This window comes from Phocaeicola paurosaccharolyticus JCM 15092 (assembly GCF_000613805.1).
In the GTDB taxonomy this organism is placed as follows: Bacteria; Bacteroidota; Bacteroidia; order Bacteroidales; family Bacteroidaceae; genus Phocaeicola; species Phocaeicola paurosaccharolyticus.
Map to the genome: position 1 here is coordinate 55,356 of NZ_BAJR01000016.1, position 14,131 is coordinate 69,486.

The 14,131-nt window shown below is 37.6% G+C and carries 9 protein-coding genes and 2 pseudogenes; 4 read left to right on the forward strand and 7 right to left on the reverse strand.

What is annotated here, in order from left to right; translation table 11 throughout:
• Positions 1–4 precede the first annotated feature (4 nt).
• The 5 genes and pseudogenes from JCM15092_RS15450 to JCM15092_RS08205 all read right to left on the reverse strand — a co-directional run bounded on the left by JCM15092_RS15450 (position 5) and on the right by JCM15092_RS08205 (position 5,697).
• Positions 5–744 (reverse strand): annotated as a pseudogene (locus JCM15092_RS15450) (acyl-[acyl-carrier-protein] thioesterase).
• Positions 734–1,300 (reverse strand): acetolactate synthase small subunit, encoded by a 567-nt coding sequence (gene ilvN / locus JCM15092_RS08190; protein ID WP_024994243.1) that lies wholly within the window; start codon positions 1,298–1,300, stop codon positions 734–736. Before ilvN ends, JCM15092_RS15450 begins: the two are co-directional and overlap by 11 nt.
• Before the next feature lie 11 nt (positions 1,301–1,311).
• Positions 1,312–3,008: pseudogene (ilvB, locus tag JCM15092_RS15455) on the reverse strand (biosynthetic-type acetolactate synthase large subunit).
• Between the two features lie 23 nt (positions 3,009–3,031).
• Positions 3,032–4,831, reverse strand: coding sequence for a dihydroxy-acid dehydratase (gene ilvD, locus JCM15092_RS08200; RefSeq protein WP_024994244.1), 1,800 nt, complete (start codon positions 4,829–4,831; stop codon positions 3,032–3,034).
• 491 nt (positions 4,832–5,322) lie between these two features.
• Positions 5,323–5,697 carry a hypothetical protein gene (locus tag JCM15092_RS08205; RefSeq protein ID WP_024994245.1) on the reverse strand — a complete coding sequence of 125 codons (375 nt, stop codon included), beginning with the start codon at positions 5,695–5,697 and terminating at the stop codon, positions 5,323–5,325.
• Between the two features lie 375 nt (positions 5,698–6,072).
• Between JCM15092_RS08205 and JCM15092_RS08210 the strand changes: the two genes are divergently transcribed.
• Together JCM15092_RS08210 and JCM15092_RS08215 are read left to right on the forward strand one after the other, a co-directional pair.
• The gene (locus JCM15092_RS08210) at positions 6,073–6,657 is read left to right on the forward strand and encodes an FKBP-type peptidyl-prolyl cis-trans isomerase (protein ID WP_024994246.1); all 585 of its coding nucleotides are present in this window, start codon (positions 6,073–6,075) and stop codon (positions 6,655–6,657) included.
• A gap of 379 nt (positions 6,658–7,036) precedes the next feature.
• Positions 7,037–7,876 carry a MerR family transcriptional regulator gene (locus JCM15092_RS08215; protein ID WP_024994247.1) on the forward strand — a complete coding sequence of 280 codons (840 nt, stop codon included), beginning with the start codon at positions 7,037–7,039 and terminating at the stop codon, positions 7,874–7,876.
• A gap of 45 nt (positions 7,877–7,921) precedes the next feature.
• Here the strand turns inward: JCM15092_RS08215 and JCM15092_RS16585 are convergent, their stop codons facing one another.
• The gene (locus JCM15092_RS16585) at positions 7,922–8,446 is read right to left on the reverse strand and encodes a hypothetical protein (RefSeq protein ID WP_051532517.1); all 525 of its coding nucleotides are present in this window, start codon (positions 8,444–8,446) and stop codon (positions 7,922–7,924) included.
• Positions 8,388–9,131, reverse strand: a complete 744-nt coding sequence (locus JCM15092_RS16590) for a hypothetical protein (protein ID WP_051532518.1) — start codon at positions 9,129–9,131, stop codon at positions 8,388–8,390. The genes JCM15092_RS16585 and JCM15092_RS16590 overlap by 59 nt, the downstream gene beginning before the upstream one ends.
• Before the next feature lie 138 nt (positions 9,132–9,269).
• On the opposite strand from JCM15092_RS16590, the gene JCM15092_RS08225 reads away from it, so the two are divergent.
• Together JCM15092_RS08225 and nifJ are read left to right on the forward strand one after the other, a co-directional pair.
• Positions 9,270–10,448 carry an ATP-binding protein gene (locus JCM15092_RS08225; RefSeq protein WP_024994248.1) on the forward strand — a complete coding sequence of 393 codons (1,179 nt, stop codon included), beginning with the start codon at positions 9,270–9,272 and terminating at the stop codon, positions 10,446–10,448.
• A 34-nt stretch (positions 10,449–10,482) separates the two neighbouring features.
• Positions 10,483–14,028, forward strand: coding sequence for a pyruvate:ferredoxin (flavodoxin) oxidoreductase (gene nifJ, locus JCM15092_RS08230; protein ID WP_024994249.1), 3,546 nt, complete (start codon positions 10,483–10,485; stop codon positions 14,026–14,028).
• The last annotated feature ends 103 nt before the right edge of the window (positions 14,029–14,131 follow it).

Consider the following 14,131-nt stretch of genomic DNA (forward strand, 5'->3'; position numbering starts at 1 on the left):
TTGTTTAAATAAATATAATTTTACTTCTTACTACCGTTTCGGTATCATTTTTTATTATCTCTATATCATACTCATTCTCATTTCTCATCTCCCTATTGAAAGAGAGTTTGTCACCGTAGTAACTTCGGCTACATAAGCCATCTCAAATCTCTTTATTCTCTTCTCTTTGAATAGTTCAATAGGGAATAAGTCGAGGATATGTTCTATATATTTTATGGAGTTTACATGTCCATTTATATCAATATCACTGTACTTAGCTACATAATCGGACAACCTCTCCGGATTATCGAGTTTTATACGTCCTGGTTTATCAATAGGACACTCTTTATCGGATACATAATCCACTATCTTTCCACCATGAAGAGATAGTAGGTCAGCAGGTTTACGACTGGATAAGTCTATCATTGCCCATATAGAGCGAGCATATCCTATCGTTTTACCATCCTCATTAATTATCTCAAAGTTACGATCTGTAAATAGTCTGTATACATTCTCGACCCATGTACTGATAGTAAACTTCTTATACTGATGTGGCATCTCATCCATCTCTATAGCAAGACGTGACAGAACCCATGTATACGAATTCTCATTAAGTTCTGCTATTCCAAATCCTCTGTCGGTAGAATGAAATCCGGCACAATTCAGCAGATGATTACCTAACACTCCCATTGTCAGCGAACCTGTAAAGTCAACATGAAAAGGTTCCGCTACAAATTGGTATGTTCCAACTTTATCACTGTTCATTTTTTTCATTTCTTGTTCGGGCATATTTTTCTTCGCGCATGCTAAGATACTCATTTACCCTTTCAAAACAGCTTGTTGTTATAGCAACTCTTCCTGAACGTACAAACTGAAGTATGCATCCCAGTCCTTTCAGTTCGTCATAGAGTGCTGTAATATCCTCACTCATACCATTTTTCTCGACAATACAGAATACCTCGTTCACCTCAACTATTCTTGCTGAATATTTTCTGATAACCTTTGAAGCCTTTGGATTACTCTGAAAATCAGGTGTAGATACTTTATAAAGAGCAATCTCGTGAAAGTATATCTCATCATCTGTAAAGTAATGTGCCTGAAGAACATCAATTTTCTTATCTATCTGCTTTACAACCTTCTCAATTATATCTTGAGTTGCCAAAGTGGTGATAGTATACTTATGCACACCTTTTATAGAGGAGGCTGAAACATTTAGCGACTCAATATTTATCTGTCTTCTTGTAAATACGGCAGTTATCTGATTAAGAAGACCTGCTATATTCTCTGAGTGGACTATTAATGTATATAGTTTCTTATCCATATTATCTTTGATTAGCATTCCAATAACATCTCGTTTACTGAACCTCCAGGAGGAGTCATAGGCAATACATTTCCCTCTTCTGCCACACAAACCTCCAATATGAATGGGCCATCACTGTTTACCATCTCATCTATAGCACTTAAAAGTTCATCTCTCTCAGCAACTCTTCTTGATGGTATGCCATAAGCCTCACCAATCTTCATATAGTCAGGGTTCATCATAGGTGTAAATGAGTAGCGCCTGTTGAAGAACATAGCCTGCCACTGACGCACATTGCCCAAGTAGTTATTATTCAGAACTATTATTTTTACAGGAGCATTCTGTTCCATAACTGTTCCCAGTTCCTGGATGTTCATCTGTATTCCTCCGTCACCCATAAAAACACACACTTTTCTGTGTGGTGCTCCAAAAGTTGCACCTATAGCTGCAGGAAGTCCGAAACCCATTGTTCCAAGTCCACCCGAAGTTACCATACTTCTGTTTTTTGTAAACTTGAAATATCTGGCAGCCATCATCTGATTCTGCCCTACATCTGTTACAAGAACAGCACTGTTGCCTGTTGCCTGGCTTACTGCCCTAACCACTTCTCCCATATTAAGTGGTCCCGATTCGGGGTTTATCTCTTTCGATACTACCTTTTCGAACTCCTCTTCTCTATATTTATTGAAGCTATTTATCCATTCTGAATGATCACCCTTATTCATCTTATCGATGATTAGAGATAGAGTACGTTTACAGTTTCCTAAAACAGGAACATCAGCCTTTATATTCTTATCAATCTCCGAAGAGTCTATATCAAGATGTATAATCTTTGCCTGTTTTGCATAAGTAGCAAGCTTTCCAGTAACTCTGTCATCAAAACGCATTCCTATGGCAATGATAACATCGCATTCATTTGTTTTTACGTTTGGAGCAAGATTACCATGCATACCCAGCATTCCTTTATTAAGACGATGATCTGATGGAATTACCGACAAACCAAGCAGAGTACAGCCGCAAGGGATATCACCTTTTTCAAGAAAAGTGAGCAGCTCATTCTGAGCATTTCCAAGTTCAATTCCCTGACCAACTAGAGCAAATGGTCTCTTTGCACTGTTTATCAAAGCTACAGCTTCATCAACAGACTCATCCTCGGATCCGGATCCGGATCATAACTTCTTATGAAATCAAATACTTTAGGAATAAATTCACACTTTTCAACCTGAGCATCTTTGGCAAAGTCAAGTACAACCGGTCCCGGTCTTCCACTATTTGCTATATAGAATGCTCTTGACACTGCCCAAGAGACATCCTCAGCTCTACGGATCTGATAGCTCCATTTTGTGATAGGCTGTGTTATGCCAACGAGGTCAACCTCCTGAAAAGCATCAGTTCCAAGGAATGGTGTTCCAACCTGTCCTGCTATAACTATTATAGGAGTACTGTCTATCATTGCATCAGCAATACCTGTTATAGTATTAGTGGCACCCGGTCCACTAGTTACAAGACACACACCAACCTCACCCGACACGCGGGCAAAACCTTGCGCAGCATGTGCAGCTCCCTGTTCATGACGTACAAGTATATGGTTTAAAGTCTCGCGATGATCGTATAGAGCATCGAATACAGGCATGATAGAACCACCGGGATATCCGAAAATAGTCTTTACACCATTGTATTCCAACGAGCGCATGAGCGCCTCTGCTCCTGATATAGTCTCTTTACTCATACTTATATTTAATATTGCTTGTATTACTTAACTATCCTAACTCCACCTTTATCAGCCGAGCTTACCATACTTGCATATGCTTTTAAGCTCTTTGGGATAACTCTGTCACGTGTAATAGGTGACATCTCCCTCTCTGATAGCTCTTTATCTGTAAGTCGTACATTTATCGTACGTGATGGAATATCAATATCTATTATATCACCATCAATAAGTTTTCCTATATTACCACCTGCTGCAGCTTCTGGAGAGACATGACCTATACTTAGTCCTGATGTACCTCCACTGAAACGTCCGTCGGTTATCAATGCGCACTCTTTACCTAGATGTTTGGATTTTATATATGATGTAGGATAAAGCATCTCCTGCATACCAGGTCCACCTTTAGGTCCTTCATATATTATAACCACTACATCACCACTTACAACTTTTCCTGCAAGTATGCCATCGCATGCAGTCTCCTGTGAGTCAAAGACCTTTGCAGGTCCTGAGAATTTCCATATACTTTCGTCCACTCCTGCAGTCTTGACAACACATCCGTCCAGTGCAATGTTTCCTTTCAGTACAGCCAGACCACCATCCTTGCTGTAAGCATGTTGCAAGTCTCTTATACAACCTTCAGCTCTGTCGGTATCCAACTCTTTATATCTGTTATCTTGTGATCCAAGAGTGATATTGAATTTCCCTCCTGGTGCACTTGAATATATTCTCATAGCTTCACTATCAATGCTGTCTGTGATATCATATTTCTCTATGGCATCTTTCAGACTCAGTCCATCTACTCTTACTGTCTTAGTATCAAGTAATCCTCCTTTATCCAGTTGAGAAAGTATATTAAGTATACCACCAGCTCTGTTTACATCCTGTATATGGTATTTCTGAGTATTTGGAGCAACTTTGCAAAGGCAAGGCACACGTCTTGACAACATATCTATATCGTCCATTGTAAAGTCAACCTCAGCCTCATGAGCTATTGCCAGAAGATGAAGTACTGTATTTGTAGATCCACCCATTGCAATGTCAAGAGTCATTGCATTCAGAAAGGCACTGCGGGTTGCAATAGATCTTGGTAGAACGCTATCATCACCATCTTGATAATATCTATATGCATTATCTACAATCAGCTTTGCAGCATCCTTGAATAGTTGTTTTCTGTTTGCATGGGTAGCCAATATTGTTCCATTTCCGGCTAAAGCTAATCCCAAAGCTTCATTCAGACAGTTCATTGAGTTTGCAGTAAACATACCCGAGCAACATCCACATCCTGGACAAGCTCTCTCCTCTATCTGTAATACTTCGCTGTCGGAGACTGTAGAGTCGGCCGATTTTATCATTGCATCAATAAGATCCAGATGTTGATTGTTAAGTTCACCAGCCTCCATAGGTCCACCGGATACAAAAACTGTAGGAATATTAAGCCTCATAGATGCCATAAGCATACCAGGAGTAATCTTATCACAGTTACTGATACATATCATAGCATCAGCCTTATGTGCATTCACCATATATTCAACACTGTCGGCAATAATATCTCTACTTGGTAAAGAGTATAGCATGCCATCGTGTCCCATTGCAATACCATCGTCAATTGCAATAGTATTGAATTCGGCAGCAAAACAGCCTAACTTTTCTATCTCTTTCTTAACTTCCTGGCCTATTTCATGAAGATGAGTATGCCCAGGGACAAATTGAGTGAACGAATTAACTATAGCTATAATAGGTTTGCCTATCATCTCTTTTTTCATTCCATTAGCCATCCATAGAGCTCTTGCTCCTGCCATTCTTCTGCCTAATGTACTTGCTGAACTGCGTAATTGGTTTTTCATGTCAACCTACTGTTTAAATTAAAAAAAGCCTTACTCATAGCTGAGAAAGGCCTTTACTTATATTCTTAATTATATGTTACTATAATCACAAACCTTTCTCATTCCCACGGCAGACCACCACGAGGTTAATAATGTTAATAATAGATAGGTTTGAATAAATAGAAACAATCATAATATACTTCTTTTGTTGTTTACGATTGCAAAGTTACAGCGTTTTTTAAATATAGCAAACAAATCATCATCTTTTTTTGAAATAAATTATCAATCGTAACAAAACAAGGTCGAATATTATCATTTTATTACTTAATATATAAGTTAAATCACTTCAGACATTTAATTTATAAACAAAAAATCCCTAATATCATCATGATATAGGGAAGTCAAACAAATAATGACTGAGCCGCCATTACTAATATAGAATCTGTACTTTATAGACAAAAAAAATCCCTAATATCATCTGCGATATAGGGAAGTCAATTAATTAGTCAGGATTAATCCTGTGGCAGGCTTTCAACGTATGAATCAAGACCTTTATTTCTCAAAGTCACATTCATAAGATATAAATATTTCTTATACTGTGCATCTGATAAAGCCTCTTTCATAAGCTTAAAGTTTCCATAAACAGCTTCACGTAATTTCTTGGTCTGCTTTGCATCTTTTGATAAATATGCACTGTACATCTTGTCTGAGAAGTAAGTGGTGATATTTTCTACATCATTGTATTGATTTGATGTAAGATCCAAATACTTACCAAGTTTAGCTACGTTTAAGCTAATTGTCCAATCTTTTGCATTAACATTGTTGTCTGCAACTGCTGTAGCTGACACACCTAGTGCCACTGCAGCCATAATAATAAAACGTTTCATAATACCTAAATTAAAATTGTTATACCTAAAAACTAAAAAAACTTCTAAAAAAACTTCTAAAAAAACTACTTAAAAAACTACTTAAAAATTCCTTCTGAAACAATCTTTTTCTTTTTACCTTTTTGATGATGCAAATATAAACATGTTTTACAACATATTATCATATTCACATAAATATTTTTATTATTTCTATCATTTTTCTCAATTTATTGACCTACATCAACGAAACACACATAAAATGATGTAACAGAAACGACATATTGTCATAATTTCTAAATATCAGTTTATATATAAATGGAATAAGCACATTATTTTGTATCTTTGTCACCTTATTAATATAAGGAAGTATAAACAATAACTATAATAATTCTATTTATGGATAATAAGTACATTACAGTAGCATATAAATTGTATGTTGACAATCAAGGAAAAGAAGAACTAGTGGAAGAGGCAACAGCAGAACACCCATTCCAATTCATCTCAGGAGTAGGATCAACATTAGATCGTTTTGAGAATGAGGTTGCTTCACTAAACCAAGGTGATACATTCGAATTCATCATCCCATCTGAAGAGGCTTATGGCGAATATATGCCTGAAGGTGTTAAATCAGTATCTAAGGATATGTTCAATATCGATGGTAAATTTGATTCTGAAAGAATATTCCCTGGAGCAATAGTTCCTCTTCAGGACAGCGAAGGACATCAGTTCTATGCAACAGTTGGAGAGGTTACTGACACTACAGTTACAGTAGACTTGAATCACCCACATGCTGGCAAGAACCTTAAGTTCGTTGGTAGCGTAATCATTTCACGTGAGGCTACAAATGAAGAGATTCAAGAGATTGTAAGCTCAATGAGCGAAGAAGGCGGATGTTCAGGTTGCGGTGGCAGTTGCGGCAATGGTTGCGATTGCGATGGCGGTGACGAAGAAGAAGGCTGCTGCGGTGGAAAATGTTGCTAATTGATAATTTAGTAAATATATAATAGAATAATAGGCTGTCATTTTAATAATGACAGCCTATTTTCTTTTTATTTAGATAATAACTGCTTTACTCTATTTCCTAGAGATTTTCATTATCCTAAGCCTTTGGATATTTGTCCTAAGGTTGGGATATTAATCCTAAGCCTTAGGATTAATAAATAGACATTATAGATCTATTATAATATAATAACCTCTGAAATTTGTCTAAAGATTCTCTTTTTTACTTTCTTACCTCCGACAAAAATTGCCCAATTTATAACTCTATTCATTTTACATTATTTAACTCTTTACTTTTGACTCATACCTAAGGTATGAGTATATCTTTGCAATATCATAACCGAAAAGCGCTTTAGGTCAGATGGATAAAAAAAATAGTATTAACAGTTTCAGATTTAAAATTGGAGAGTTCTCCAAACTATGCAGGGTCACCGTAAAGACTCTCAGACATTATGAGGCTATAAGCCTGTTAACTCCTAATGAGATAGACGAGTGGACAGGGTACAGATATTATAATGTTTCACAGAGTCAGAAGATGGCTACCATTCAGCATCTCAAAAGACTGGGTTTCTCTTTGGAAGAGATTTCAGATATTTTTTCTACAGGTTCTGACAGACCGGATATAGATAGAATTGAAAAGAAACTTGAAGAATGTAGAGATGAGATAGAAAAACTAAAGCATAGAGCTACTGAACTATCCTGTTTATCTGAACAGATAAAAAGTAAAACTAACATGGATAAAATATTCATAAAGACAATTCCTTCAAGAATAGTTGCAAGCCACCGTCAAATAATAAAGAGCTATGATGAGTTGTTCAACCTTTGCCCAAACATCTTGGGTCCGGAGATGATGAAAATTGGATGCACATGTCCCGAACCACAATATTGTTATACAGTAGAGCATAACAAAGAACACTGTGATTCAAACATCGACCTTGAATACTGTGAAGCAGTAGGCGAATGGCACGAGGATACTCCTTTACTGCACTTTTATGAATCAGCAGAGTTGAAAAATGCTGTTTGCATGAACCATATAGGAAGTTACGAGCGTTTCGGAGAAACATTTGCGGAACTTCTAAAGTACCTTGAGGAGAACGATATACATATTACCGGTTCACCAAGATTCTGCTACATTGACGGTATCTGGAACAAAGAGTCTGAAGATGAATGGCTAACAGAGATTCAAGTCCCTGTAGAATAAATAAACAATAGTAAGTTGCAGAGTTAACAACAAGAACTCTACAACTTATTTTTTTGATATTATCACATATATCTGATATAGTGTATATTCTTCAACTCTTGTAAGCGACATGTATCCCGACTCTATCATACTATCATCAATAACCAAAGGATACTTCTCTCTCATCAGATTATCATTCTCTACTGCATCACCTTTTTCAAAGAAGTGTTCAATATGGTATTCTCCTTTAGAATAAGGAGATACGAATTGATTATAAAAGCGGTGTGCAACTATTCCCATATTCATTCTTAGATTTACCTCAACACATGGATGTACCCAATAACAATCGCTACTGTTGCAAATCATCATATCCACTCCCAATACTCCTTCATAACGTGGAGCATATAAACGAGATATAAGAGTCACCAACCTCTGCTTAACCTCATTCAAAGCTGACAATGAGACATAAGCTGATATTTTATTTTCAAGAACAGCATCACTATCCAGAATATTACACTTATAAGCTCCCTGGCTATCGGTATCGAAGACAGAATATCCTGAAAAAAAAAGCTTTAGAGTCTCTACAGACAAACTCCATTGCAAAATCAAGCACCTTGCTGTAATATGGCTCTCCTATCACTGCTCCTTGAGTACGTATTATCCTTTGAATCCATCCGGAATCAGAATCCGACATCTCTGAGACAACTCTTCGGACTCCCCTTCCACTGCCTGACCATGGAGCTTTGAGCATTACATCATTATATTTTTCTATAAAATCATGAACTTCATTAATAGAACAGAGAGATACTGCTACTGGCTTCTCTATGTTTTCAGCTATAATAGTTGCATTATCATCAAGGTCATTGAGCGAACTTAAAAGTTTCAACCCATACTCTCTACCCGACAACTCTCTAACTATATCAAGACTGTTTGAGTCAGGCAATGATAATAAAGATAGATCAGACATCTCAATTTCATGAAGCAGTGCAGGATTCCATCCCCAAGGTAAAAGAGCATAATACTCTCCTTTCATATTTGAACAAACAGATAATGAAGATAATTTTGGGAATAATATTTGCTTCTCTTTTAAAAAATGAGATTCATCCTCTTTTGTGAGTACAAATGTATCATTTAATCCATTCTCAGCATACCATATTGGTAGTATGGAAAGATCGGATTTCATCTTCATTATATGAGCCGGAGTCATGTAATAAGCTGAATATGACGCTAGTGCCATATCATGTTCAGGGTTAAAAACATAAATTAATTTTTGCATAAAAAAACGATAAATATATAGCAAAATGTAAATATACAATAATATTTACTTTACATTTTAAAAAATACAATATTTTGTAATGTCTACTTTGCAATATAGATTTGTATTGCTATATTTGCAACCTATTATAAATAAAAAATGGAAACCTTTTACAGAACGCACTGTTATTTGGTAGAACATACAAATGCACCTGCACGCCGCGATTTGATGGACGAAATTGATTGGTCTGATAGATTGATCGGTATAAAGGGAACACGTGGTGTGGGAAAGACGACTTTTCTACTACAATATGCTAAAGAGAAATTCGGTACTGACCATTCATGTCTCTATATAAACATGAACAATTTCTATTTCTCTGAGCATTCATTGGTTGATTTTGCCGGTGAATTTGTAAAGCGTGGAGGAAAAGTTCTGCTTATTGATCAGGTATTTAAATATTGCGATTGGAGCAAGGACTTACGCAGATGTTATGATACATACCAGGATCTAAAGATTGTCTTTACCGGTTCATCTGTTATGCGTCTAAAAGAGGAAAATCCGGAGCTTAGAGGTATAGTAAAAGTATACTATTTACGAGGTTTTTCTTTCCGTGAATTTCTAAACCTACAAGCTGGTACAGATTTTCATTCATATACATTAGAACAAATATTATCGAATCATGTTAATATATCGAAGGAGATACTAAATAAAGTAGATCCTTTGGACTATTTCCAGGATTATCTTCATCACGGATTCTACCCTTTTTACCTTGAAAAGAGGAATTTCTCGGAGAATCTTCTGAAGACAATGAACATGATGATAGAAGTTGATATACTTCTTATAAAACAAATTGAACTGAAGTATCTTTCAAAGATAAAAAAGTTACTATATTTGTTGGCTATAGATGGACCTGTTGCGCCTAATGTAAGTCAGTTGGCTACAGAGATACAGACTTCAAGAGCTACTGTTATGAATTACATTAAATATTTGGCTGATGCAAGGCTTATAAACATGGTCTACCCCTATGGCGAAGAATTTCCTAAGAAGCCGACAAAGCTAATGATGCATAACACAAACCTGATGTACTCTATCTATCCTATTCATGTAGATGAACAGTCATTGATAGATACTTTCTTTATGAATACACTTTATAAGGATCATAAACTTTATAAGGGTGACAAAGGAACAACATTCAGAGTTGATAAAAATATTAATTTCAGGACATGTACAGAAGGATGTAAGTACAAGAACAATCCTAATGTCTATTATGCCATGAATAAGATGAGAACTGGACATGAGAACCAAATACCTTTATGGTTGTTTGGATTTCTATATTAATTTGAAAAATTTATTACCTAATAATTAGTAATTTATGACTAAACAAAAAAAATTCATCACTTGTGATGGTAATGAAGCTGCAGCACATATATCATATATGTTCACTGAAGTAGCAGCTATATACCCAATCACACCATCATCTACAATGGCCGAACATGTAGACGAATGGGCAGCCGCTGGTCGTAAGAACATTTTTGGCGAAACAGTTTTAGTTCAGGAAATGCAGTCTGAAGGTGGTGCAGCAGGTGCTGTTCACGGATCTCTTCAGGCAGGTGCTTTAACTTCCACTTACACAGCTTCTCAGGGTCTTCTGTTGATGATCCCTAATATGTATAAAATTGCAGGTGAATTACTTCCTTGTGTATTCCATGTATCTGCACGTACTCTTGCTTCACATGCACTATGTATCTTCGGTGATCATCAGGATGTGATGTCAGCTCGTCAGACTGGTTTTGCAATGTTATGTGAGGGTTCTGTACAAGAGGTTATGGACCTTTCAGGTGTTTCTCACCTTGCAACATTGAAGTCAAGAGTTCCTTTTGTGAACTTCTTCGACGGATTCCGTACTTCACACGAAATACAGAAAATCGAGAAACTCGAGAACGAAGATCTTGCTCCACTTATTGACAAGAAAGCTTTGGCTGAGTTCCGTGAACGTGCATTAAGTCCTAACAAACCTCTTGCACGTGGTATGGCTGAAAACCCAGATGTTTTCTTCCAGCACAGAGAATCTTCAAATTCATTCTATGAAGCAGTTCCTGCTATTGTTGAGGAATACATGAACGAGATTGCTAAGATCACAGGACGTAAATATGGCTTGTTCGACTACTACGGAGCAGAAGACGCTGACCGTGTAATCATCGCTATGGGTTCTGTTACAGAGGCTATCCGTGAAACTATCGACCACCTGAATGCTAAGGGTGAAAAAGTTGGTTTGGTTGCTGTACACTTGTACCGTCCATTCTCTGCTAAGCACTTCCTTGCTGCAGTACCTAAGACAGCTAAACGTATTGCTGTTCTTGACCGTACTAAAGAGCCAGGTGCAAATGGTGAACCTCTTTACTTAGATGTAAAAGATTGTTTCTATGGACAGGCTGATGCTCCTATTATTGTTGGAGGTCGTTACGGTCTTGGTTCTAAGGATACTACTCCTGCACAGATTCTTGCTGTTTATGACAACTTGAAACTTAACCTTCCTAAGAATCAGTTTACTATCGGTATAGTTGACGATGTTACTTTCACTTCTCTTCCACAGGAAGAAGAGATCGCTATGGGCGGTGATGGTATATTCGAAGCTAAGTTCTTCGGACTTGGTGCAGACGGTACTGTAGGTGCAAACAAAAACTCTGTTAAGATTATCGGTGACAACACTGATAAGTATTGCCAGGCTTATTTCTCATACGACTCTAAGAAGTCAGGAGGTTTCACATGTTCACACCTTCGTTTTGGTGATACTCCTATCCACTCTACATATCTTGTAAATACTCCTAACTTTGTTGCATGTCACGTACAGGCTTACCTGAACATGTACGATGTTACTCGTGGTCTTCGCAAGAACGGTACATTCCTTTTGAACACAATATGGAATGGTGAAGAGTTGGCTAAGAATCTTTCTAACAATGTTAAGAAATACTTTGCAGACAATAATATAAAAGTTTACTACATCAACGCAACTCAGATTGCTCAGGAGATTGGTCTTGGTAACCGTACCAATACAATCCTTCAGAGTGCATTCTTCCGTATCACAGGCGTTATTCCTGTTGACTTGGCTGTTGAGCAGATGAAGAAATTCATCGTTAAGTCTTACGGTAAGAAGGGTGAAGATGTTGTCAACAAGAACTATGCTGCAGTAGACCGTGGTGGTGAGTACAATGAACTTACTATCGATCCATCTTGGTCTAAACTTGCTGCTGATGCTGCTACAACAAACAACGACCCAGCTTTCATCAATGAAGTTGTTCGTCCTATCAATGCACAGGATGGTGACCTTCTTAAAGTATCTGCATTCAAGGGTATTGAAGATGGTACTTGGCATCAAGGTACAGCTGCTTACGAAAAACGCGGTGTAGCTGCCTTTGTCCCATCATGGGAACCAGAAAACTGTATCCAGTGTAATAAATGTGCATTTGTTTGTCCTCACGCTTCAATACGTCCATTCGTTCTTGACGCTGAGGAGCAGAAGGGTGCTAATTTCACAACACTAAAAGCTGTTGGTAAGCAGTTTGCTGATATGACATTCCGTATCCAGGTTGACGTTCTTGACTGTCTTGGTTGCGGTAACTGTGCTGACGTATGTCCAGGTAATCCTAAGAAGGGTGGCAAGGCTTTGACTATGAAGCATCTTGAGAGCCAACTTAGTGAGGCTGAAAACTGGAATTACTGTGCTGAGAATGTTAAGTCAAAACAGGCGCTTGTTGATGTAAAGGCTAACGTTAAGAACTCACAGTTCGCTACTCCAATGTTCGAGTTCTCAGGAGCTTGTGCAGGTTGTGGTGAGACTCCATATGTAAAACTTGTAACTCAGCTATTCGGTGATCGTGAGATGGTAGCTAACGCAACAGGATGTTCATCAATCTATTCTGGTTCTGTTCCATCTACTCCTTACACTAAGAATGAAAAGGGTGAAGGTCCAGCTTGGGCAAATTCACTTTTCGAAGACTTCTGTGAATTCGGTCTTGGTATGGAGATAGCTAACAAGAAGATACGTGCTCGTCTTGAAACTGCAATGACAAACGCTATAGCTTCTGATTCTTGCCCAGCAGGATACAAAGAGGCTTTCCAGGAGTGGATTGAAGGTAAGGACGATGCTGATAAGAGCAGAGCTGCTGCAGAAAAGATCATACCATTGGTTGAATCTGCTAAAGACAACTGCGAATATTGTGCTAAAATTGCTGAATTCAAAGACTATCTAATCAAGAGAAGTCAGTGGATTATAGGTGGTGACGGTGCTTCTTACGATATTGGTTACGGAGGTCTTGACCATGTTATCGCTTCAGGCGAAGATGTAAACATATTGGTTCTTGATACTGAGGTTTACTCTAACACAGGTGGTCAGTCTTCTAAGGCTACTCCTCTTGGTGCTATTGCTAAATTTGCTGCATCAGGTAAGAGAATACGTAAGAAAGACCTTGGTATGATTGCTACTACTTACGGTTATGTATATGTTGCACAGATTGCTATGGGTGCTGACCAGGCACAGACTCTTAAAGCTTTACGCGAGGCAGAGGCTTATCCAGGTCCATCACTTGTAATTGCATACTCTCCATGTATTAACCACGGACTTAAAACAGGTATGGGCAAGTCACAGGCTGAAGAGGCTAAGGCTGTTGAATGTGGTTACTGGCACTTGTGGAGATTCAACCCAGCTTTGGAAGAAGAGGGTAAGAATCCATTCATAGTTGACTCTAAAGAGCCTAACTGGGATGGTTTCCAAGATTTCCTTAAGGGTGAAGTCCGCTTCGCTTCTGTAGCTAAACAATATCCAACTGAAGCTCAGGCTCTGTTTGAAGCTTGTGAAGATATGGCTAAGAAACGTTACGCTTCATATCAGCGTATGGCAAATATTGATTGGAGTAAATAATAAGTTTCCAACAATTCATAATATTAAGAGGTGATGATCTTTTTAAGGTCATCACCTCTTTTTCTTTGAAAACATTTATATATTTACTAAATATAAATATAAA

Coding starts and splice junctions, on each gene's coding strand:
- ilvN (WP_024994243.1), bottom strand. CDS start 1,300: ATGGATAAGAAACTATATACATTAATAGTCCACTCAGAGAATATAGCA.
- ilvD (WP_024994244.1), bottom strand. CDS start 4,831: ATGAAAAACCAATTACGCAGTTCAGCAAGTACATTAGGCAGAAGAATG.
- JCM15092_RS08205 (WP_024994245.1), bottom strand. CDS start 5,697: ATGAAACGTTTTATTATTATGGCTGCAGTGGCACTAGGTGTGTCAGCT.
- JCM15092_RS08210 (WP_024994246.1), top strand. CDS start 6,073: ATGGATAATAAGTACATTACAGTAGCATATAAATTGTATGTTGACAAT.
- JCM15092_RS08215 (WP_024994247.1), top strand. CDS start 7,037: ATGGATAAAAAAAATAGTATTAACAGTTTCAGATTTAAAATTGGAGAG.
- JCM15092_RS16590 (WP_051532518.1), bottom strand. CDS start 9,131: ATGCAAAAATTAATTTATGTTTTTAACCCTGAACATGATATGGCACTA.
- JCM15092_RS08225 (WP_024994248.1), top strand. CDS start 9,270: ATGGAAACCTTTTACAGAACGCACTGTTATTTGGTAGAACATACAAAT.
- nifJ (WP_024994249.1), top strand. CDS start 10,483: ATGACTAAACAAAAAAAATTCATCACTTGTGATGGTAATGAAGCTGCA.